Annotated in this window: 21 protein-coding genes and 1 tRNA gene; 13 read left to right on the top strand and 9 right to left on the bottom strand. The window is 61.4% G+C overall.

Annotated elements, in window-relative coordinates; translation table 11 throughout:
• Window positions 1-142: 142 nt before the first annotated feature.
• A tRNA-Pro gene (locus PQQ86_RS17220) sits at window positions 143-219 on the bottom strand.
• A 38-nt stretch (window positions 220-257) separates the two neighbouring features.
• Entirely contained in the window at window positions 258-1,250 is a 993-nt protein-coding gene (locus PQQ86_RS17215) for a polyprenyl synthetase family protein (RefSeq protein WP_054040757.1), read from the bottom strand.
• A gap of 239 nt (window positions 1,251-1,489) precedes the next feature.
• On the opposite strand from PQQ86_RS17215, the gene rplU reads away from it, so the two are divergent.
• The 4 genes from rplU (at window position 1,490) to proB (ending at window position 4,634) form a co-directional block, all read left to right on the top strand.
• Window positions 1,490-1,801, top strand: coding sequence for a 50S ribosomal protein L21 (gene rplU, locus PQQ86_RS17210; protein WP_007180329.1), 312 nt, complete (start codon window positions 1,490-1,492; stop codon window positions 1,799-1,801).
• 25 nt (window positions 1,802-1,826) lie between these two features.
• On the top strand, window positions 1,827-2,090 hold the full coding sequence (gene rpmA, locus PQQ86_RS17205; RefSeq protein WP_007180330.1) for a 50S ribosomal protein L27: 264 nt from the start codon (window positions 1,827-1,829) through the stop codon (window positions 2,088-2,090).
• Between the two features lie 230 nt (window positions 2,091-2,320).
• Entirely contained in the window at window positions 2,321-3,442 is a 1,122-nt protein-coding gene (gene cgtA / locus PQQ86_RS17200) for an Obg family GTPase CgtA (protein WP_054040755.1), read from the top strand.
• Between the two features lie 73 nt (window positions 3,443-3,515).
• Complete coding sequence (gene proB / locus PQQ86_RS17195) at window positions 3,516-4,634, top strand: glutamate 5-kinase (RefSeq protein ID WP_093645233.1); 1,119 nt, start codon at window positions 3,516-3,518, stop codon at window positions 4,632-4,634.
• Between the two features lie 115 nt (window positions 4,635-4,749).
• Here proB and PQQ86_RS17190 read toward each other — a convergent pair whose 3' ends face one another.
• Window positions 4,750-5,307: a CNP1-like family protein gene (locus PQQ86_RS17190; protein ID WP_408268977.1), complete on the bottom strand. Its 558-nt coding sequence runs from the start codon at window positions 5,305-5,307 to the stop codon at window positions 4,750-4,752.
• Between the two features lie 77 nt (window positions 5,308-5,384).
• Window positions 5,385-6,128 carry an RNA pyrophosphohydrolase gene (locus PQQ86_RS17185; protein ID WP_408270330.1) on the bottom strand — a complete coding sequence of 248 codons (744 nt, stop codon included), beginning with the start codon at window positions 6,126-6,128 and terminating at the stop codon, window positions 5,385-5,387.
• Between the two features lie 371 nt (window positions 6,129-6,499).
• On the opposite strand from PQQ86_RS17185, the gene PQQ86_RS17180 reads away from it, so the two are divergent.
• Together PQQ86_RS17180 and PQQ86_RS17175 are read left to right on the top strand one after the other, a co-directional pair.
• Window positions 6,500-8,236: a proline--tRNA ligase gene (locus PQQ86_RS17180; RefSeq protein WP_211706796.1), complete on the top strand. Its 1,737-nt coding sequence runs from the start codon at window positions 6,500-6,502 to the stop codon at window positions 8,234-8,236.
• A gap of 12 nt (window positions 8,237-8,248) precedes the next feature.
• Window positions 8,249-8,848: a MarC family protein gene (locus PQQ86_RS17175; protein ID WP_171926736.1), complete on the top strand. Its 600-nt coding sequence runs from the start codon at window positions 8,249-8,251 to the stop codon at window positions 8,846-8,848.
• A 132-nt stretch (window positions 8,849-8,980) separates the two neighbouring features.
• Here PQQ86_RS17175 and PQQ86_RS17170 read toward each other — a convergent pair whose 3' ends face one another.
• Together PQQ86_RS17170 and ffh are read right to left on the bottom strand one after the other, a co-directional pair.
• The gene (locus tag PQQ86_RS17170) at window positions 8,981-9,532 is read right to left on the bottom strand and encodes a hypoxanthine-guanine phosphoribosyltransferase (protein ID WP_012434394.1); all 552 of its coding nucleotides are present in this window, start codon (window positions 9,530-9,532) and stop codon (window positions 8,981-8,983) included.
• 143 nt (window positions 9,533-9,675) lie between these two features.
• Entirely contained in the window at window positions 9,676-11,043 is a 1,368-nt protein-coding gene (ffh, locus tag PQQ86_RS17165; protein WP_408268972.1) for a signal recognition particle protein, read from the bottom strand.
• Window positions 11,044-11,124: 81 nt separating this feature from the next.
• Between ffh and PQQ86_RS17160 the strand changes: the two genes are divergently transcribed.
• From PQQ86_RS17160 to PQQ86_RS17130, 7 genes are all read left to right on the top strand, one after another.
• Window positions 11,125-12,051: a cytochrome C assembly family protein gene (locus tag PQQ86_RS17160; protein WP_175054469.1), complete on the top strand. Its 927-nt coding sequence runs from the start codon at window positions 11,125-11,127 to the stop codon at window positions 12,049-12,051.
• A gap of 10 nt (window positions 12,052-12,061) precedes the next feature.
• On the top strand, window positions 12,062-12,388 hold the full coding sequence (locus PQQ86_RS17155) for a PP0621 family protein (protein ID WP_408268967.1): 327 nt from the start codon (window positions 12,062-12,064) through the stop codon (window positions 12,386-12,388).
• Window positions 12,385-12,981, top strand: coding sequence for a 1,6-anhydro-N-acetylmuramyl-L-alanine amidase AmpD (gene ampD / locus PQQ86_RS17150; protein WP_408268965.1), 597 nt, complete (start codon window positions 12,385-12,387; stop codon window positions 12,979-12,981). Before PQQ86_RS17155 ends, ampD begins: the two co-directional genes overlap by 4 nt.
• A 528-nt stretch (window positions 12,982-13,509) precedes the next feature.
• The gene (locus PQQ86_RS17145; RefSeq protein WP_408268962.1) at window positions 13,510-16,515 is read left to right on the top strand and encodes a ribonucleoside-diphosphate reductase subunit alpha; all 3,006 of its coding nucleotides are present in this window, start codon (window positions 13,510-13,512) and stop codon (window positions 16,513-16,515) included.
• A gap of 694 nt (window positions 16,516-17,209) precedes the next feature.
• Entirely contained in the window at window positions 17,210-18,445 is a 1,236-nt protein-coding gene (locus PQQ86_RS17140) for a ribonucleotide-diphosphate reductase subunit beta (protein WP_408268959.1), read from the top strand.
• A gap of 85 nt (window positions 18,446-18,530) precedes the next feature.
• A complete protein-coding gene (locus tag PQQ86_RS17135) occupies window positions 18,531-18,857 on the top strand; it encodes a hypothetical protein (RefSeq protein ID WP_093645212.1) in 327 nt (108 codons plus the stop codon).
• A gap of 30 nt (window positions 18,858-18,887) precedes the next feature.
• Window positions 18,888-19,532 (top strand): histone H1-like DNA-binding protein, encoded by a 645-nt coding sequence (locus tag PQQ86_RS17130; RefSeq protein WP_408268955.1) that lies wholly within the window; start codon window positions 18,888-18,890, stop codon window positions 19,530-19,532.
• Window positions 19,533-19,843: 311 nt separating this feature from the next.
• Here the strand turns inward: PQQ86_RS17130 and PQQ86_RS17125 are convergent, their stop codons facing one another.
• The 3 genes from PQQ86_RS17125 to tpx form a co-directional block, all read right to left on the bottom strand.
• Window positions 19,844-20,320, bottom strand: coding sequence for an outer membrane lipoprotein (locus PQQ86_RS17125; protein ID WP_054040737.1), 477 nt, complete (start codon window positions 20,318-20,320; stop codon window positions 19,844-19,846).
• A 25-nt stretch (window positions 20,321-20,345) separates the two neighbouring features.
• Entirely contained in the window at window positions 20,346-21,284 is a 939-nt protein-coding gene (locus tag PQQ86_RS17120) for a carbohydrate kinase family protein (protein WP_408268951.1), read from the bottom strand.
• Between the two features lie 96 nt (window positions 21,285-21,380).
• Complete coding sequence (gene tpx / locus PQQ86_RS17115; RefSeq protein ID WP_408268948.1) at window positions 21,381-21,881, bottom strand: thiol peroxidase; 501 nt, start codon at window positions 21,879-21,881, stop codon at window positions 21,381-21,383.
• Between the last annotated feature and the right edge of the window lie 19 nt (window positions 21,882-21,900).

Below are 21,900 nucleotides of genomic sequence, written 5' to 3'. Positions count from 1 at the left end.
CCTCCGCGGATGGTCTATGGCGCCTGGGACAAATCGTACGTGATGGCAACGCGTCGGCGGGGCACAAAAAATCGCGACCCAAAACAAAAAACCGCCAAGCAAGCTGGGCGGTTTTTCGAGCCTTGAACTAACAAGGCAAATCTGGTCGGGGTGAGAGGATTCGAACCTCCGGCCTCTACGTCCCGAACGTAGCGCTCTACCAGGCTAAGCTACACCCCGATTTGTACTGCTGGACTCCTACGGTGTTTCAGTCTCGTTTAAGACTGTCTTGCCGTCGAGTAAGAACATAATTCTAGCAGGCTATCTTTGAAAATGGAATCCGGAAATGAAGAAATTGCTGCAGCTGCGGCCATCGCTTCCTGCTTCGCGCACTCGAGTGTGTGATCCAGTGCGCCGGAACGCGTGATCGCCTCGAAAATGGTGTCGAAACGATCCGTGCCGCCTTGCTCGATGGCTTCCCGCGCGAGCGCCGACTGCTCGGGCGTACCGCGCTCGATCAGATAAATCAGCGGGAGCGTGGGTTTACCTTCGCGCAGATCGTCGCCGGCGTTCTTGCCCATAGATTCAGCCGTGCCCGTGTAGTCGAGCCAGTCGTCCATGATCTGGAACGCGGTGCCGATACGACGGCCGAATTCCGCGGCAGCGGCTTCGGTTTTCGCATCCGAACCAGCCAGCACGGCGCCGAGTTGGGCGGCAGCCTCGAACAGCTTGGCGGTTTTGTAGCGGATCACCTGCATGTAGCGCGCTTCGTCCACGTCGGCGTCGTGCATGTTCAGCAACTGCAGCACTTCGCCCTCGGAGATGATGTTGGTCGCCTCCGAGAGGATTTCCATCACACGCATCTTGCCCACGCCGACCATCATCTGGAACGAGCGGGAGTAGAGAAAATCGCCGACCAGCACGCTCGCAGCGTTGCCGAACAGCGCGTTGGCTGTCTGGCGGCCGCGCCGCAGGTCGGATTCGTCGACCACGTCGTCGTGCAGCAGCGTGGCCGTGTGGATGAATTCCACCACCGCGGCGAGTTCGTGCCGATGCCCGGTGGTTTCGCCCAGCGCGCCCGCCACCAGCAGCAGCAGCGCGGGCCGCAGCCGCTTGCCCCCGGCGCTGATGATGTACTCGGAGATCTGATTGATCAGCATCACGTCGGACGCCAGACGGTGCCGTATGACGCGATTGACCTGCTGCATGTCTTCGGCGATCGGAGCGAGCAGGCTGGCGGCGTTGGAGGAGGGGGTGGCAGTCGACGACATGATGGCTGAATTGGGTAGTGCCGCGAATTATAAGGCGAATCGCGACAGTTCCGGGTCGCAGGCTGCGGCACGGCGCGACGAAGGCAACGGCCAGGCCGTGTGCCGGGGCTGGACGGCAAGGCGCCGGGCGGTGCGCGCGGCGACTCTCAATGAGTTTTGACCGAGCAGCTAACTCTATGTATAATCACGGGTTTCCGCGCGCGGTGCGTGGGAAAAATGAACACAGAGTGAGGTTCTCAATGTACGCGGTCATAAAAACCGGTGGCAAGCAGTATAAAGTTGCCGTCGGCGAAAAACTTAAAGTAGAACAGATACCGGCAGACATTGACGCTGAAATCACGCTCGACCAGGTTCTCGCAGTGGGCGAAGGCGAATCGATTAAGTTCGGTACGCCGCTGGTCAGTGGGGCTTCCGTCAAGGCTACCGTCGTGTCGCAAGGTCGTCACGCAAAAGTGACCATCTTCAAGATGCGTCGCCGGAAGCACTACCAGAAGCATGGCGGCCACCGCCAGAACTATACCGAACTGCGCATCGACGCGATCAACGCGTAAGCGCAACGGTTAAGGAGCAAATCAAATGGCACACAAAAAGGCAGGCGGATCATCCCGCAACGGCCGCGACTCTGAATCGAAGCGTCTCGGCGTCAAGGTTTACGGCGGTCAGGCCATCAACGCTGGCGGCATCATCGTTCGCCAACGTGGCACGCGTATGCACCCGGGCGAAAACGTCGGTATCGGCAAGGATCACACCTTGTTCGCGCTGACGGACGGCCACGTCAATTTCTCGACGAAGGGCGCAGCGAAGAAGCACATGGTCAACGTCGTCCCGGCAGCAGTCTGAGTTTAATCAGGCACGGGCTTCAGGACCGGAAAAAGGCCCCGCGAAGTTCGCGGGGCCTTTTTTTATTGCGGCGCTTTTTGTCCGAAAAATTGGCGGATTGCACGGCCAAATCGGCACGGTTAGCCGATCGGCTGATTGCTCACCGCACGGCGCACGCGGCAAAATAGCAGCATCTGAAAGCATCAACCCAGCAGCACCATCTAGCAGTACACCACGGGACGGAGTTACGCATGAAGTTCATTGACGAAGCGAGGATTGAAGTCATCGCCGGCGACGGAGGGGATGGCAGCGCGTCGATGCGCCGCGAGAAATTCGTTCCGTTCGGCGGCCCGGATGGCGGCGACGGCGGCCGGGGCGGCAGCGTGATCGCGGTCGCAGACCGCAACATCAACACACTGATCGACTACCGCTACGCGAAAAAACATTTGGCGCGCAACGGCGAAAACGGCCGCGGCGCGGACTGCTACGGCAAGGGCGGCGACGACATCACGCTGCGCATGCCGGTCGGCACGACTATCACCGATATGGAAACCGGCGAGCTGATCGCCGATCTGACCGAGCACAACCAGAGCGTGCAAATCGCACAGGGCGGTGCGGGCGGTCTCGGTAACCTGCATTTCAAATCCAGTACGAACCGCGCGCCACGTCAGAAAACCGACGGCAAGCCCGGCGAGCGCCGCATGGTGCGCCTCGAATTGAAGGTGCTGGCCGACGTCGGTCTGCTCGGCATGCCGAACGCCGGCAAGTCGACCTTTATTTCGTCAGTGTCGAACGCACGGCCGAAGATCGCCGATTACCCGTTCACGACGCTCGCGCCGAATCTCGGCGTGGTGCGTGTCGGGCCGAGCCGCAGCTTCGTGATTGCCGATATTCCTGGCCTGATCGAAGGCGCGGCGGAAGGCGCCGGGTTGGGTCACCAGTTCCTGCGCCACTTGCAGCGCACCGGCTTGCTGTTGCATATCGTCGACCTCGCACCGTTCGACGAAGCCGTCGATCCCGTCGCGGAAGCCAAGGCGATCGTCAACGAGCTGCGCAAGTACGACGAGCTGCTCTATGAGAAGCCCCGCTGGCTCGTGCTCAACAAGCTCGATATGGTGCCCGAAGACGAGCGCGAAGCGCGAGTGTCGGCCTTCCTTGAGGGCTACGGTTGGGAGGGTCCGGTGTTCGAAATCTCAGCGCTGACCGGCCAGGGCTGCGAAAGTCTTTGCTACGCGGTGTATGACCACATCGCCGCGCATTCGGACGCGCAGCGCGCGGCGGAAGCCGAAGATCTCGCTGCTGACGTGCGTTTCCGCGCAAAACCGGAAGCACCGGCCGCTGCGTCGGACGACTCGAGCGTCGACCCGCAGTAATAACAAGCTTGAGCGCCGGCGCCTGCACGGGCCGCCGGCATGCATCACGCGTCATCTTGGGAGATCGCGCACAATGCGTTCCGTCATCGCAGATTCACGGCGATTGGTAGTGAAAGTCGGCTCGAGCCTCGTTACGAATGACGGGCGCGGCCTCGATCATGCTGCAATCGGCCGCTGGGCCGCGCAGATTGCCGCCCTGCGCGCGCAGGGCAAGGAAGTGGTGCTGGTCAGTTCGGGCGCCATTGCCGAAGGGATGCAGCGGCTCGGCTGGACCAAGCGGCCACGCGAAATTGACGAATTGCAGGCGGCCGCGGCTGTCGGTCAAATGGGTCTCGCGCAAGTCTACGAAAGCCGCTTTGCCGAGCATTCGATCCAGACCGCGCAGATTCTGCTGACCCACGCTGATCTGGCCGACCGCGAACGCTATCTGAATGCGCGCTCCACGTTGCTGACTCTGCTGCGTCTGGGTGTCGTGCCGATCATCAACGAGAACGACACAGTCGTTACCGACGAAATCAAGTTCGGCGACAACGACACGCTAGGCGCCCTGGTCGCCAATCTGATTGAAGGCGATGCGCTCATTATCCTCACCGATCAGCAGGGGCTTTTCACTGCCGACCCGCGCAAAGATCCGAACGCGACACTCGTTCAGCAGGCCGACGCCGGTGCGCCGGAGCTCGAAGCAATGGCGGGCGGCGCGGGTTCGAGCCTGGGCCGCGGCGGCATGCTGACCAAGATTCTTGCCGCTAAACGCGCGGCGCACAGTGGCGCCAATACGGTGATCGCGAGCGGGCGTGAAGCAGACGTGTTGTCACGGCTCGCCTCGGGTGAGGCGATCGGCACCCAGTTGATCGCGCGCACGGCACGCATGGCGGCGCGCAAGCAATGGATGGCCGATCACTTGCAGGTGCGCGGCCACGTGGTGATCGACGACGGCGCAGTCGAAAAGTTGACGGAAGGCGGCAAGAGTTTGCTGCCGATCGGCATCGTCGGTGTGCAGGGCGCGTTTGCGCGCGGCGAAGTGATCGCTTGCCTGAGTGCGGCAGGGCGTGAAGTCGCGCGCGGCCTGACGAACTACAGCAGCGCGGAAACCAAGCTGATCCAGCGGCGTCCGAGCGGCGACATTGAATCGGTACTCGGCTATATGCTGGAGCCTGAGGTGATTCACCGCGACAATCTCGTGCTGGTCTGACTCCCGGGCACGGTTCGCACGACAGAAAAAAAGCCGTTCCAGCGTGAGCTGGAACGGCTTTTTTTTTGTTCGCGGCGGCATCCACATTCGAAGAAGTACGCCCGCGAAAACTGCTTTAGTGAACCAACGAGGTCTGCGTGCGCTTGTAGCGGATGTTCTCGACAATCTGCTTGGCGTTGCCCGTGGGCATCTTGTTCGCACACAGGTAATCCTGATACAGCGCTGCCTGATAGGCGTTCAGCGCGCCATTCTCAATGCGCCTGAAGTCGTTGGCGACGGTCTGGTCCCAGCCGTCGTGATCGGCGTTCAGCCCCGCGTACTGGCGCCATTCATACGTATCGCAGCGAATCCCTTCGTAGTTCACGTTGCGCGCGCCGCTCGAGCTCGTTACGACGACGGTGTAGCGCACCACGCCGTCGGTGCCGACGGTAAGTGAATTTCTATCGATCGCGAACTGCAGCGGTGTGTTGCCTGAAACCTCGAAGGGCAGCAGATTCGAGTCTTGCGGTAGCGGCGGCAGGGCGTCGACCTTGTTTTCCACCCAGTTGCTCGGCCGGTCCAGCAGGTAGGCAAACTCGCTGTCGTCTTTATTGGTGGGTTTGCCGGCGCTCGAACATCCAGCCAGCAGGGCGCCGGTGGCGACGCACGCCACGACGAGAGCAAATGCTTTCAATATGGTTTCCTCGAAACACTGGCGCGGCTCATTGAGCCGCGCCAGCAGAGGCGGCGTGGACAGCCCGCACAGAGTTGTTAATTGCGTACGCCAGGGCGGAACAGCGAGCCGGCGGTTTCGCGATCCGATTCGTCTTCGTGTTCCGAAGCGGAGCCAACTTCGGCTACCGACCCGGAGCCCGGACCGCAATCAGAAACGATCGTCGTGTGTATCGACGTTTCGATGCTGAGTGTGGTCACCGAGGTGGTGACCGTCATCATCGTCGAATCCGGCGGACTTTCCATTGACGACGCTATCCGGGGATAACGCGGCCCATGGTGCCCGCCAGGTTTTTCCGCACGCGGCGCAGCCCGGCGCATGAAACGGGATAGCTCCGTCAGCGCCAACTGATACACATCCCGCTTGAACTCGATCACACAGTCGAGCGGCACCCAGTACTCGTTCCAGCGCCACGCATCGAACTCAGGGTGGTCGGTGGCGCGCAAGCAAATGTCGCAATCGCGTCCAACCATCCGAAGCAAAAACCAGATTTGTTTCTGGCCGCGGTAATGACCGCGTACTTCGCGCTTGATGAACTTGTCAGGCACCTCGTAACGCAACCAGTCGCGCGTGCGACCGATCACCTTGACGTGCTCAGGAAGCAGCCCGGTTTCTTCGTGTAACTCCCGATACATCGCTTGCACGGGGGTCTCTCCGTACTTGATGCCCCCTTGCGGAAACTGCCAGGAATGTTCACGGAGCCGTTTGCCCCAAAACACCTCGTTGTGCGCGTTCAAGAGGATGATGCCGACGTTCGGGCGAAAGCCTTCACGATCCAGCATACAACCACCTTCGAATCCTTTAAAATTGCTTTGATTATAAACAGATAACGGACCCGACGCACCGATTCGCACCAGATTGGAACGATTCGCCGCAAAAGGCCTGCGTTTGCGGTAGCCTGTCAGTCTTTCCGTGCCTTATCCCTTGCTGCAAAGGCTTTGCGCGGCGGCTTCGGCGCCGCGATCGGACCGGTTTTGCCGGGTTTTGCCTGGTATACGCAGGCCGTTTGCCGGGTCTGAGCCGGATTCCTGGTCAGACTTTGGCCCGGTCTGCGGCGCGTCCGTGCCGGCGCGAGGCCGGGTCTGTGTCGGTTTCCCCACCGTTTTCACCTTTCGGGCGGTCCCTCCGGAGCCGCCGCTTTTGGAAAATCTGAATGAAAGCTTCCCGTTTCTTTATCGGCACACTGAAAGAAGCGCCCGCCGACGCCGAGATCGTCAGCCACAAGCTCATGGTGCGCGCCGGCATGATCCGCCGCGTTGCCGGTGGCATCTATAACTACCTGCCCATTGGCCTACGTTCGATCCGCAAGGTGGAAGCCATCGTGCGTGAAGAAATGAACCGGGCAGGTGCGATCGAACTGTTGATGCCTTCGGTGCAGCCGGCTGAACTGTGGCAGGAATCGGGCCGCTGGGAAAAATACGGCCCCGAGCTGCTGCGCTTCAAGGATCGCAAGCAATCCGATTTCGTGCTCGGACCGACCCATGAAGAAGTGGTCACGGATATTGCGCGCGGCCAGATCAAGAGCTATCGCCAGTTGCCGGTGAACTTCTATCAGGTCCAGACGAAGTTTCGCGACGAGATCCGTCCGCGTTTCGGCGTGATGCGTGGCCGCGAGTTCATCATGAAAGACGCGTACTCGTTCGATAAGGACGCGGAAGGCCTGCGCGAGTCGTATCGCAAGATGTACGACGCGTACGTCCGAATCTTCACGCGCCTCGGTCTGGATTTCCGCGCAGTGGCAGCAGACAACGGTTCGATCGGCGGTAGCGGTTCGCATGAATTTCACGTGATCGCCGACACCGGTGAAGACGCGATCGCGTATTGCCCGACGTCGGAGTTCGCTGCGAACGTTGAAGCGGCCGAAGCGTTGCCACTGTACGCTGAACGCGCAGCGCCGACCGAAGAGATGAAGAAGACCGCGACGCCGGGCAAAGCAAAGTGCGAGGCCGTGGCCGAACTGCTGAACATCCCGCTCGAGCGCACGATCAAGTCGATCATTCTCGCCACGGAAAACGAAGGCGCCGAACCGACCATCTGGTTGCTGATGCTGCGCGGCGATCACGAGCTGAACGAGATCAAGGCGAGCAAGTTGCCGGGTCTGGCGGACTTCCGCATGGCGACCGAAGCCGAGATCATCGAGACGTTCGGCACGCCGCCGGGTTACCTCGGCCCGATCAACACGAAGAAGCCGATCAAGGTCATCGCGGATCGCACGGTCGCCAACATGAGCGACTTCGTGGTTGGCACGAACGAAGTGGATTACCACACCACCGGCGTGAACTGGGGCCGCGATCTGCCGGAGCCGGTCGTCGCCGATATTCGCAATGTGAAGAAGGGCGATCCGTCGCCGGACGGCAAGGGCGTGATCGACATCTGCCGTGGCATCGAAGTCGGCCACGTGTTCCAGCTCGGCAAGAAATACTCGGAAGCGATGAACGCGACCTGTCTCGACGAGAACGGCAAGCCGCAGCCAATGGAAATGGGCTGCTACGGCATCGGCATCACGCGTATTCTGGGCGCGGCGATCGAACAGAATTTCGACGACAAGGGCATCATCTGGCCGGAGTCGATCGCCCCGTTCGAGGTTGTGCTGTGCCCGATGGGTTACGACCGCAGCGAAGCCGTGCGTGAGCAGGCCGACAAGCTGTACGCGGAGCTGGTCGAAGCCGGTGTCGACGTGATCCTCGACGATCGCGGCGAACGTCCGGGCGTGATGTTCGCCGACTGGGAACTGATCGGCGTGCCGCATCGTCTGGTGATCGGCGACCGTGGTCTCAAGGACGGCAAGCTCGAGTATCAAGGCCGCCGCGACGCTGAAGCGACGCTACTGCCGGTCGAAGACGCCGCCCAAACGGTGATCGGCAAGGTTCGCGCCGCGTTGGCGCAGTAAGCGGAGCGGACGGTGGAGTACACCTTCGTATCTGCGACCGTCCTGCTGATTCTGATCACCGATCCGCTCGGCAATATTCCGCTCTTTATCAGTTGCCTGCGGAGCGTATCGCCCAAGCGACGCACGATCGTCATTCTCCGTGAGGTGGCGATCGCCTTCGCGATCCTGCTGGTCTTCATGGTGGTCGGCGACCGCTTCCTGCGCATGATGAGTCTGACCGACCAGTCTTTGCGCATCGGTGGCGGGATTGTGCTGTTTCTGATTGCGCTCAGGATGGTGTTTCCGCATCCTGACGGTCCGTTCGGCGGTGACACGCGCGGCGGCGAGCCGCTCATCGTGCCGCTCGCCATTCCGGCACTGGCGGGCCCGTCGGCGCTGGCGACAGTGATGCTGCTGACGTCGCAGGCGCCGGGCAAGATGTTCGAGTGGATCGGTGCGCTGACCGTCACGATGGTCGTCTGCGCGATCGTGCTGATGCTGGCGGAGCGCATTCAGGCGTGGCTCGGCGAGCGCGCGATGATGGCCTTCGAACGGCTGATGGGATTGGTGCTGGTGGCGATCTCAGTCGAAATGATGCTCGGGGGGATCCGCTCTTTCGTGCATCAACTTTGAGTGAGGTCTGGTGCGGCGTTCAGCAAGGTAGCGCAGCAGTGCTATCGCCAGCCTGACAAACAAAAAGCGGCCCGTGGGCCGCTTTTTTACGCCGGTGCGCGCCGTAAATGGCGCCGCCAGAACGACTTGGCTTTAAGCCCCCTCGGTCAGCGCCCGAATGGTCGGCAGATTGCGCCAGTAACCCTTGGCGTCCATCCCGCAACCGAACACGTAGCGGTCCGGCACTTCGAAACCACAGTAGTCAGGGCGCAGCGGCTTGGCCTTCGGAATGATCTTCTCGCACAGCACCGCGCTCAGGAAGCGCTTCGCGCCCATCGCGAGGATGCGATCGCGGATCGCGGCCATCGTCTCGCCTTCGTCAAGGATGTCGTCGAGCACCAGTACGACGCGATCCTTCACCGACTCAGCCGGCGCCACGCGCCACTGCATCTCATTGCCACCCTTGGTGGTGTTGCGGTAGCGGGTCAGGTGGATGTAGTCGAACTCGAGCGGGAAATCGAGGTGCGGCAGCAGCATGCCGGTAAACACCGCCGCGCCGCCCATCACCGACAGCACGAGCGGGAAGTCCTCGCTCATCTCGTTGCGGATGGCGGCAGCCATGCCGCTGATCGACGCGTTGACGTCGTCGGCCGAAACGATTTCTTCGGAATGGCTAAAAATATGGAGAGCTTCTTCGCGGTTCATAACGTCTGACGAGCGGTAACTGTATACATAGTGTGGGTGAGAACGGCGGCGTGCGGTACAGAATAAACCCGCACAAATCCGGAGTCAGCCGCGCGTGCCGTTGTTTATGCACGGAAGCACGCGCGCCGCCGTCTTGCTAAAGCTTAGCGCATGCCGGGCATCATGCCCTTCATGCCGCGCATCATCTTTTGCAGATTGCCGCCCTTCAGCTTTTTCATCATCGTGCGCATCTGGTCGTACTGATTCAGCATGCGGTTGACTTCCTGCACCTGCACGCCCGCGCCGGCGGCAATGCGGCGCTTGCGGGTGGCCTTGATCAGATCGGGCTTGGCGCGCTCCAGCGGCGTCATCGAATTGATGATGCCTTCCATGCGGCGCATCTGCTTTTCAGCCTGGCCCATGTTGGCACCGGCGGCGGCTTGCTGGAACTGGGCCGGCAGTTTGTCCATCAGCGACGACAGGCCGCCCATGCCCTTCATTTGGGTCAGCTGCGCGCGGAAATCGTTGAGGTCGAAGTCACCGCCTTTCTTGACCTTGTCGGCGAGCTTCTGCGCGGCGTGTACGTCCACACCGCGTTGTGCTTCTTCGACGAGGGCGAGAATGTCGCCCATGCCGAGAATCCGGTTCGCCATGCGATCCGGATAGAAAATTTCGAGGCCATCGAGCTTTTCGGCGACACCGACGAACTTGATTGGCTTGCCCGTCACGTGACGCACGGAGAGCGCCGCGCCACCGCGTGAATCGCCGTCGAGCTTGGTGAGGACGACGCCGGTGAGCGGCAATGCGTCGCTAAAGGCCTTCGCGGTGTTGACCGCATCCTGACCGAGCATCGCATCGACGACAAACAGCGTTTCCGCCGGATTCAGCGTGCTGTGCAGCGCGGTGATTTCGGCCATCATTGCTTCGTCGATACCCAGACGGCCAGCCGTGTCGACCAGCAGCACGTCGTGGTAGTGGCGCTTGGCCCAATCCACCGCGGCGATCGCGATATCCACCGGCTTCTGATCCGGTTCCGACGGGAAGAAATCCGCGCCGACCTGCTCGGTCACCGTCTTCAACTGCGCAATAGCAGCCGGGCGGTAGACGTCGCACGAAACGGTGAGGACCTTCTTCTTGTACTTCTCGCGCAGGAGCTTGGCGAGCTTGCCGACCGTGGTCGTCTTACCGGCGCCTTGCAGACCCGCCATCAGGATAACGGCCGGCGGCGTGACGGCGAGATTCAGCTCGACCGCCTTGCCTTCATAGTCGCCGCCGATGATCGCGGTCAGCTCACGCTGCACCACGCCGACCAGCGCCTGACCTGGCGACAGGCTGCTGAGCACCTCCTCGCCGAGCGCTTTTTCCTTCACCTTGGCGATGAACTCGCGCACGACGGGCAACGCCACGTCTGCCTCGAGAAGCGCGAGGCGCACTTCGCGCAGCATTTCCTGGGTGTTCGCCTCGGTGAGCCGGGCTTCGCCGCGCAGCGTCTTGACGACGCGCGCCATCCGTTGAGTCAGATTGTCGAGCATGGGGAGCGATGAACTGTGCGGCCGGAGCGGGGCGCGATGCGGGAGACGTCGCGGAGCAGGGGCCTAGTGTAAACTTCGAATATGGATATTGTACTGTATGCCCTCACTGCGCTCCTCTACGGCGGTCTCGCCGTGGCCGGCTGGCGTTCGCACCGGCACGCCGCCTTGCGCCCCATGCTCGAGAGCGTGCCGCCAGTGCCCGTCTCCGCGGGCATCCCGGCCTCATCGGCCGCTTCGGGCATGAGCACCTCGGGCCGCGCGCTGCTGTTTGTCGCGCTGCTGGCCCACGGCGTGCTGCTGCACACCACCATCTTTCCCCAAAACGCGATGGTGTTCGGTTTCGCGTTCGCGCTGTCGGCGATGTTCTGGCTCGGCGCCGGCATCTACTGGATCGAGAGCTTTTTCTTTCCGCTCGACGGCTTGCGCCTGCTGGTGTTGCCGCTCGCTTGCGTCGCTTCTTTATTGCCGCTGGCGTTCAATGGCGTACGCGTGCTGCCGTATTCAGCCGCGCCGATGTTCAAGCTGCACTTCCTGATCGCTAATATCGCGTACGGTTTGTTCGCGATCGCGGCGCTGCACGCGGTTCTGATGCTGCTGGTCGAGCGGCGTCTGCATGCCATGCGCGGCGGCATGTCGCAACGCAATGCGGCTGCGGCGGGCAACGGCTGGCTGTCGAGCTGGCTTGACACCTTGCCGCCGCTGCTGACACTTGAAAAGCTGCTGTTCCGTCTGATCGGCGCCGGCTTCGTGCTGCTCACGCTGACCTTGGTGTCGGGCATCCTGTTCAGCGAGCAATTAGTCGATCGCGCCTTGCGGCTCGATCACAAGACGGTGTTCGCGATTCTTTCCTGGGTGATGTTCGGCGCGCTGCTGACCGCGCGCAAGGTTTCCGGCTGGCGCGGCCGTGCGGCATTGCGCTGGGTGCTGGCGTCGTTCGTCGCGCTGTTGCTGGCGTACGTCGGCAGCCGTTTCGTATTCGAGGTGCTGTTGCACCGTGCTGTAGTGTGAGTGTCCTGCTATGCGACAAATTTTTCTGCTGATCCTGTTGTTCATCGTTGGCCAGTGGTTGGTCAAGGCACTGCGCCGTCATGACGCGCAAGCGTCGCAACGCACTGGCGCCGCGGGTGCCGGCGGGGCAAGAGGCCAGAGCGGTCCGAACGGCGGCGCGCGTGGGCCCAACGCGCCGCAAGCGCAGCCCCAGCTCGCCGAGCCGATGATCCGCTGCGCCGAGTGCGGCGTGCACGCGCCGAAGAGCGACTCCGTGGTGATGGCGGGGCAGCCTTTCTGCAGTGCCGCGCACGCGCAGCGTCACGGCGCGCGTCCCACGGGCCGCGACGCTCGATGAGCGTCGAGTTCACCGTTGACGCAGACGGTTGGGTCGCCGCCGCACGCAAGCTGCCATCGCCGAATTTCGAAACACGGCCCGAAGGGGCCGTGCCGACGCTGATCGTCGTCCACAACATCAGCCTGCCGCCCAATGAGTTCGGCGGCACGGCGATCGCCGAACTGTTCCTGAACACGCTCGACTGCGACGCTCACCCGTACTACGACACGCATCTGCGCGGCGTGCGGGTGTCGGCGCATTTCCTAATTCATCGCGACGGCGCGCTCGAGCAATTTGTGTCCTGCAACGAGCGGGCATGGCACGCCGGGCCGTCGAATTTTTTCGGTCGCGAGCGCTGCAACGATTTCTCAATCGGCATTGAGCTCGAGGGTAGTGATACGACTGCTTTCGAAGCGGCGCAATACCGCACGCTTGGTGCACTTGTGACGGCGCTCAAGGCTTGCTATCCGGTCGAGGGACTTGCCGGTCACTCGGACATTGCCCCCGGCCGCAAGACCGATCCGGGGCCGCATTTCGAATGGCAGCGTCTGCAGCGCGACACCGCGTTAGCGGATCAGTACTTCCCCTATCTCAAGTTTTCCAAAACGCTGTAACGACCCTTCGCGCAATCTCGCGTGATGCGAGGAGAGCAAGGCGCTGCCTTGTTCTCCGGGGAGTCGGCTTCGCGTCGCGCTATGCAAAAGTCAAGCCTTTGAAAGCAAATAAAACGATTTGACCTGTCTTGAAACTACACTATACTTGGTGCCAGAAATTCAGTTTCGCACTATATCTTGTGTCCGGTGTGTATAACTCTGTGCATAACTGAGTGCATAAGTCTGCGGCGCCCCGCTTCCCGAGCACGGCGCCGCAAGCATTCCGGGCAGCGATAAATATTCCTGCGGCGTGGCCGGTCGAGAGAGCCGGCAGCGTCCAGAAGCATTCAGGAAAGGGCATAGCAAGTGATCGCGACACACATGATGAAGACCGTTTTCAATTCGAATCAGGCTTCACCGCTGTCGCATCCCGCCACCCGGCTCGGCCGGCCTTTTTCCTGCACCCCATCGCTTGCGCACGCGGCGGCGCAGCGTTCGTTTTAATCCGCGGTTATCTCCGCAACATTTCCAAGACCAGGAGCTTTGCACATGCAAACCACCGACAACGCGACGACCCGGTACGAGGGTTCACCGGCTGGCCAGACCTTCGGCCAGACACAAGGCGCCCAGGCGCTCGCGCCGCAAGTGACCTACGCCGACTACAAGGTGATTCGTCGTAACGGCAGCGTGGTGTCGTTCGAACCGTCGAAAATCGCCATCGCCGTGACGAAGGCATTTCTGGCCGTCAACGGTGGTCAAGGCGCGGCGTCGGCTCGCGTGCGCGAACTGGTCGAGCAACTCACGCAGAACGTGGTGCGCGCACTCGTGCGCAGCCGTCCGAACGGCGGCACGTTCCATATCGAAGACATCCAGGATCAGGTCGAACTCGCGCTGATGCGCGGCGGCGAACACAACGTCGCGCGTGCGTACGTGCTGTATCGCGAGAAGCGCACCCAGGCGCGCGGTCATGACGACCAGATCGTCGCCAGCACGCCGGGTCTGAACGTCACCGACAACGGCGTGACGCGTCCGCTCGACATGGCTGCGCTGCGCGGCATCATCGAACTGGCCTGCTCGAACCTGGGCGACGCTGTGAGCGCCGATCCGATCATCGCGGAAACGGTCAAGAACCTGTACGACGGCGTGCCGATGAGCCAGGTCTACGACTCGGCGATCCTGGCTGCCCGCACGATGATCGAAAAAGACCCGGCTTATAGCCAGGTCACGGCCCGCATCCTGCTGCACACGATCCGCCGCGAAATCCTCGAAGAGGAAGTCACGCAAACGGAAATGGGCGAGCGCTACGCCGAATACTTCCCGCAATTCATCAAGCGCGGCGTGCAAGCCGAACTGCTCGACGACAAGCTGCTGCAGTTCGACTTGAAGCGCCTCGGCGCCGCACTCGACAACAACCGCGACCTGCAGTTCGGCTACCTCGGCCTGCAAACGCTGTACGACCGCTACTTCCTGCATCATGACGGCGTGCGCATCGAAATGCCCCAGGCATTCTTTATGCGTGTCGCGATGGGTCTGTCGCTGAACGAGATCGACCGCGAAGCGCGCGCGATCGAGTTTTACAACGTGCTGTCGAGCTTCGACTTCATGTCGTCCACGCCCACGCTGTTCAACTCGGGCACCCGCCGCTCGCAGCTGTCGTCGTGCTACCTGACCACGGTCGACGACGACCTCGACGGCATCTACGAAGCGCTGAAGGAAAACGCACTGCTATCGAAGTTCGCCGGCGGTCTGGGCAACGACTGGACGCGCGTGCGTGCTCTGGGTTCGCACATCAAGGGCACCAATGGCAAGTCGCAAGGCGTCGTGCCGTTCCTGAAGGTCGTCAACGACACGGCTGTCGCTGTGAACCAGGGTGGCAAGCGCAAGGGCGCGGTCTGCGCGTACCTGGAAACGTGGCACCTGGACATCGAGGAATTCCTCGAACTGCGTAAGAACACGGGTGACGACCGTCGCCGCACCCACGACATGAACACGGCGAACTGGATTCCCGATCTGTTCATGAAGCGCGTGCACGAAGGCGGCGACTGGACGCTGTTCTCGCCGTCCACCTGTCCGGACCTGCACGACAAGTTCGGCGCGGAATTCGAAACGGCTTACACGGCTTACGAAGACAAGGTCGCGCGCGGCGAGATCAAGCTGTTCAAGAAGATCCCGGCGGCGCAACTGTGGCGCAAGATGTTGGGCATGCTGTTCGAAACCGGCCACCCGTGGATCACGTTCAAGGATCCGTGCAATGTGCGTTCGCCGCAACAGCACGTCGGTGTCGTCCACTCGTCGAACCTGTGCACGGAAATCACACTGAACACCAGCGACGCCGAAATCGCCGTCTGTAATCTGGGCTCGGTGAACCTCGTCGCTCACCTCAAGGAACAGGCCGACGGCACCCTGGCGCTCGACCACGACAAGCTGAAGCGCACCGTCAGCGTTGCGATGCGCATGCTCGACAACGTGATCGACATCAACTACTACGCGGTTGCCAAGGCGCGTAACTCGAACCTGAAGCACCGTCCGGTCGGCATGGGCATCATGGGCTTCCAGGATTGCCTGCACCTGCTGCGCACGCCGTACGCGTCGCAAGAGGCGGTGGCGTTCGCCGATACGTCGATGGAAGCGGTTTGCTACTACGCTTACTACGCGTCGACCGAACTGGCCCAGGAACGTGGCCGTTACTCCAGCTACCGCGGCTCGCTGTGGGACCGCGGCATCCTCCCGCAAGATTCGGTGAAGCTGCTGGCCGAAGCGCGCGGCGGCTATGTCGAAGTCGATTCGAGCGAATCGATGGACTGGACCGAACTGCGTTCGCGCATCGCCACCTACGGCATGCGCAACTCGAACTGCGTCGCCATCGCACCGACGGCGACCATCTCGAACATCATCGGCGTGTCGGCCTGTATCGAACCGACGTACCAGAACCTGTATGTGAAGTCGAATCTGTCGGGCGAATTCACGGTGGTCAACGACTACCTGGTGCGCGACCTGAAGGAACGCGGTCTGTGGGACGAAGTCATGGTTGCCGACCTGAAGTACTTCGACGGCACGCTCTCTCGCATCGACCGCATCCCGGCCGACCTGCGCGCGATCTACGCGACCGCGTTCGAACTCGATCCGGTGTGGCTGGTCGAGGCGGCTTCGCGTCGCCAGAAGTGGATCGACCAGGCGCAGTCGCTGAACATCTACATGGGCGGCGCGTCGGGTAAGAAGCTCGACGAGGTCTACAAGCTCGCATGGGTGCGCGGTCTGAAGACGACCTATTACCTCCGCACGATGGCGGCGACGCACGTCGAAAAGTCGACTGTGGCGCACGGCGCGCTGAACGCGGTGAGCTCGGGTGGTGGCGAAGGGTCGGGCGGTGCGGGTGGTGTCGGCGGCGGCGCGGCCGGCGGCTTCGGCGTGAGCGGCGGTGCAGCTTCGGGCGGCATCCAGGTCGCGGCGGCGGCGCCGGCAGTTGCGGTCGAAGCAGCGCCTGAAGCGGATGGTCCGGTGTGCATGATGCGTCCGGGCGATCCTGGATTCGACGAGTGCGAAGCTTGCCAATAAGAAGTCTGGCGATCGCGAGGCAAGCACGAAGCGAGCGGCAGGATCGCTGCTTGCTAAACGGGTTGTAGGTAAAGACCCGCATGCAGCGATCAGCAAGCTTGATAGAAGTGGTGCATAAGCGAAGTAGATGAGCGGCGCAGCGAAACAAAATCGACGTTGCGCCGCTCGTCGAAAATTAGCGAAGCACGGCAAGCAACTGAAGTCGTGAAACAGCAGGCAAGCGGTAAGCAAGTAGCAGATGAAGCAGTCAGCAGTCGGCAGCACAGACGAAGCGCTCGACATGAAGCGCTCAGCAAACGCTCCGGTCGAAGGTCGATCGACACAGCCGGTCAGATGCATCGCTCGACATTGCATTGAACTTCACCTCGCCAGCACTGACGAACAGGCAACCACGGGGGCAGCCGAAACGTCAGCACGAGGCAGCAGGAAGCAATCGCAAAACGCTGCAAGCACGCTCCGCAATACAGATAGATAGAGCAGCGAAACGTCGCTTTAACACGTTGCTCTTCGAGTTCGCGAAGCACCTCGACGACACGCGTTCAACACGCTTCACATGAGGCGACACACACAGTCTGTTGAACAAAGTGTTGTATGAACGTAGCAACGCGAATCGAAAACAGGATTTTTCATCAGCGAACTCTTTTATCGCTCGTGAAAAGATGGTACAAACCGTTCTAAATTGATGGTGACATTTATGCTCAACTGGGATGACGAGATCACTGCCGTAACTCCCTCGAGCGCTACGCAACAGAATGTGTTGCGCAACGCTGCGGGATCGGCTGTCGGTTCGCAAGTCGGAACGCGTTCCGCTCCTCACGCTCCCTCGGCTCAAGACATCTTCGCGAACGACATCGCTGTCGCTCCCGTCGCTCATGTGACCCACGCTGCTACCGGAACGGCTGCCGCCTCCGAAGCGCGAGTCAATGTCGCCGACAAGCGCATCATCAACGGCCAGACCGACGTCAATCAGTTGGTGCCGTTCAAATACAAGTGGGCCTGGGAAAAGTATCTGGCTGGTTGCGCCAACCACTGGATGCCGCAAGAAGTGAACATGTCGCGCGACATCGCCCTCTGGAAAGACCCGAACGGTCTGACCGAAGACGAGCGCCGCGTCGTCAAGCGCAACCTGGGCTTCTTCGTGACGGCCGACTCGCTGGCCGCCAACAACATCGTGCTGGGCACCTACCGCCACATCACGGCGCCCGAATGCCGCCAGTTCCTGCTGCGCCAGGCATTCGAAGAGGCGATCCACACGCACGCTTACCAGTACATCGTCGAGTCCCTGGGTCTCGACGAAGGCGAAATCTTCAACGCGTATCACGAGGTTTCCTCGATTCGCGCGAAAGACGAATTCCTGATTCCGTTCATCCATACGCTGACCGACCCGGCTTTCAAGACCGGCACGCTCGAGGCAGACCAGACCCTGCTGCGCTCGCTGATCGTGTTCGCCTGTGTGATGGAAGGCCTGTTCTTCTACGTCGGCTTTACGCAAATCCTGGCGCTGGGTCGCCAGAACAAGATGACCGGCGCGGCGGAACAGTACCAATACATCCTGCGCGACGAGTCGATGCACTGCAATTTCGGCATCGACCTGATCAACCAGATCAAACTCGAAAACCCGCAACTCTGGACGGCTGAGTTCCGCGCGGAAATCCGCGAGATCTTCCAGCAAGCGGTCGAACTTGAATATCGTTACGCAGAAGATACGATGCCGCGCGGGGTGCTCGGCCTCAATGCGTCGATGTTCAAGAGCTATCTGCGCTTCATCTGCAACCGCCGTTGCCAGCAGATCGGTCTCGATCCGCTGTACCCGAACGAGGAAAACCCGTTCCCGTGGATGAGCGAGATGATCGACCTGAAGAAGGAACGCAACTTCTTCGAGACGCGAGTGATCGAATATCAGACTGGCGGCGCGCTGACCTGGGAGTGATCCGGGTCCGAGTCGCAGATGCATTCATTTTGGGGATGCCGGCAGGCTTCGGCCGCGGCAATTTAGTTAGGAGCAGAACCGCCTGATGCAAATTGTGCCCAGTGCGCCGCGTGCCTTCGCGGCCCACAAACATGACTGGCACTTTGCGAACCCTTCAGTGGGATGGGCAAACTTCCCCCCGGAAAAAGCCGCTGGCGTCGCCGCCAGCGGCCCGATCAAGCAATTGCCGGCGTTGAGATCCAGCGCCGACCAGATCTGGCGCGCGGTGCCCAAGGGCACGGCGCGCCTTACCGCATTCATTAGCGTAAGCGCGCAGCACCTGCGTACGCCGATGAATAGCCCGCTTCGTAGCGCGCGCCCTGAGAAGCGTCCGCGGGAAGCGGGTTTTGACGAAGGGTGTAGTTTGAACTGACTCTCATCTGAAAACCTGAAGGAGAAAATGATGGCAACTATCAAGAAAGCCGCAGCTAAGAAACCCGCAGCTAAGAAAGCTGCTCCGGCAAAGAAGGCCGCTCCGGCGAAAAAAGTCGCTGCCAAGAAAGTCGCAGTGAAGAAGGTTGCAGTGAAGAAGGTTGCAGCGAAGAAGGCTGCGCCGGCGAAGAAAGTCGCTGCCAAGAAAGTCGCAGTGAAGAAGGTTGCAGCGAAGAAGGTTGCAGCGAAGAAGGCACCGGCAAAGAAGGCAGCGCCGGCTAAGAAAGCAGCAGTGAAGAAGGTTGCAGCAAAGAAGGCAGCACCGGCGAAGAAGGCCGCAGCAAAGAAGGCGCCGGCTAAGAAGGCTGCTGCCAAGAAGGCTGCGCCTGCTAAGAAGGCTGCTGCCAAGAAAGCTGCGCCTGCGAAGAAGGCTGCCGCCAAGAAAGCTGCGCCTGCGAAAAAGGCTGCCGCTAAAAAGGCTGCGCCTGCCAAGAAGGCTGCCGCGAAGAAGGCCGCTGCTCCTGCCAAGAAGGCTGCCCCTGCGAAGAAGGCTGTTGCCAAGAAGGCTGCTCCTGCTCCCGCTGCGACTTCTGTCTCGAGCGCACCGGCGGCGACGGTGAAGACCGCGCTGAACCCGGCAGCTGCATGGCCGTTCCCGACGGGCAGCCGTCCGTAAGCAGTAGAAGTACTTCGACACGTCGTACTGTGTGTCGATGATCGAGTAGCGCTTGAAGCAGCATCACCGAGCGCTACTCGGTCAGGGTCCCGTTGCCGGGTTTCTGGCGACGGGATTTTTTTTTGCTCTGGCGAAGGCGGCGGCTCTGAGAAACGAGTTCGAAACCCGCAGGCGAAAAAAAACGCATGCACCGCCACTGTGTTGCATGGGACCGAAGTAACCGCTAAAGCGCTAACTCAGGTCGACAGGGAGGGCATGCGTTTGATGTCGTCGCGGAGGCGCATGAAGCGAGACCGCACGAGAGGGGAAACTTAGTGTGTGACGCGCGTGACGCCGCCACTGGAAAGCAGACGGACGCGCTCGCCGGCGCGGAAGATTTCGCCGGTGGCGCTTTGGGTGATCGCACGCATGTCGCCGTTGTCGAGTCGCACAGTGATCTCGAGGCCGTCGTGCACCGCGACGCCGTTCTCGACAGCATTGCCTGCCACTGCGCCAGCCAGACCGCCGATGATGCCCGTCACGATCGAGCCGCGACCGCCGCCGATCGCGCTGCCGGCCACCGCGCCCAACGCACCGCCGCCGATCGCACCCAGGCCGCTCGGCTGGCCGTTATTCGAACTGATCTTCACGGCCCGAACGCTGTCTACCGTGCCCATGCGGACCGTCTCTTCGCGCTGTGCCTGCGACGCCGTGTAGACGTCGGCAGAACTGCTGTTGTACGCACACCCCGACATGGCCAGCGAACCGGCAATCAAGGCGGCCACTACCAGGCGACTCGTTGTTCTCATTCCCTAACTCCAATAGCTTGCGGCATTACTGCAGGTCGTATCCGAACGCCTGCTTGAACCGTTCGTTGATCTCCGCCCGGTTGGGCGCGTAGTTTTGCGGGCCCTGGTGTTCGATCTTCAGCGCGCCCATCAGGCTCGCCAGGCGCCCCGTGGTCGCCCAGCCCAGCTTGTTCTCGATGCCGTACAGCAGGCCGCCGCGGAACGCGTCGCCACAGCCTGTAGGGTCGAGCACCTGCTGTGCCTTGACCGCCGGAATCTCTTCGATGCCGCCGGCGTGGTGGATCTGAGCGCCTTGTTCGCCGAAAGTGACAATCAGCGCTTCGACCTTGCCGGCGATCTCTTCGATCGACCACCCCGTTTTGTTGCTCACCAGTTTGGCTTCGTAATCGTTGACAGCTACGTAAGTAGCAAGTTCAATCATGCGGCGCAGCGACTCACCGTTGAACAGCGGCAAACCTTGGCCCGGATCGAAAATAAACGGCACGCCGGCCGCTGCCAGGTGCTCGGAATGCTGGATCATGGCGTCGTAACCATCCGGCCCAACGATGCCGAGCGTGATGCCCTTCGCTTCGTCGGCGCGGTTCAGATGCGCCTGCATCATCGCACCCGGGTGGAACGCGGTGATCTGGTTGTTTTCGAGGTCGGTGGTGATCATCGCCTGGGCCGAGTACGTGTCCGGCACCACCAGCACGTTTTCCGTGGAGAGGCCGAGCTGCTTGAAGCGGTCCATGTAGAGCTGCGCGTCGATCGCGCCAAGCGCGCCCATGATGCGTGCGTTGCCACCCAGCAGATGCAGCGAGTAGGCGATATTGCCTGCGCAGCCGCCGAACTCACGGCGCATCGTCGGCACGAGGAAGCTCACGTTCAGGATGTGGACCTGCTCCGGCAGGATGTGCTCCCGAAAGCGGCCTTCGAAGGTCATGATGTTGTCGTAGGCGAGCGAACCGCAAATCAGCGTAGCCAAGGCGAGCGTTCCTGTAAAAATCGATAAAGAGAATGGGCACGACGATGTGACAGCGCCGCGCATGAAGCGCGGCGCCGGGGTTCGTGCGCGAAGGTTTTACTTCAGCGCGGCAAGCGCTGCGTCGTAGTTCGGTTCGTTCTTGATTTCGCCGACCAGCTCAGCATGCACGACCTTGTCGTTCTCGTCGACGACCACCACGGCGCGTGCCGTCAGACCCGTCAGCGGGCCGCTCGTGACGTCGACGCCATAGGCTTGCGCGAACTCATGGCCGCGGAACGTGGACGCCGTCACGACGTTCTCGATGCCTTCGGTCGTGCAGAAACGCGATGCGGCGAACGGCAGGTCGCCCGACACGACGATCACAGCCGTGTTGCTCAGCTTGGCTGCTGCCTCGTTGAACTTGCGGGTCGACGTGGCGCAGGTCGGCGTGTCGAGGCTCGGGACGATGTTCAGCACCTTGCGCTTGCCGGCGAAGTCGGCCAGCGACAGCGGCTTCAGATCCTTGCCGACCAGCGAGAAGGCGGGGGCATTCTGGCCCACGCTCGGGAACGTGCCGGATACTTCGATCGGGTTGCCACCCAGCGTAACTTGACTCATGTTGTCGTGCTCCGAAAAT

This window comes from Paraburkholderia sediminicola (assembly GCF_046026675.1).
Classification (GTDB): Bacteria; Pseudomonadota; Gammaproteobacteria; order Burkholderiales; family Burkholderiaceae; genus Paraburkholderia; species Paraburkholderia sediminicola_F.
This window is presented reverse-complemented; position numbering and strand designations above follow the sequence as displayed.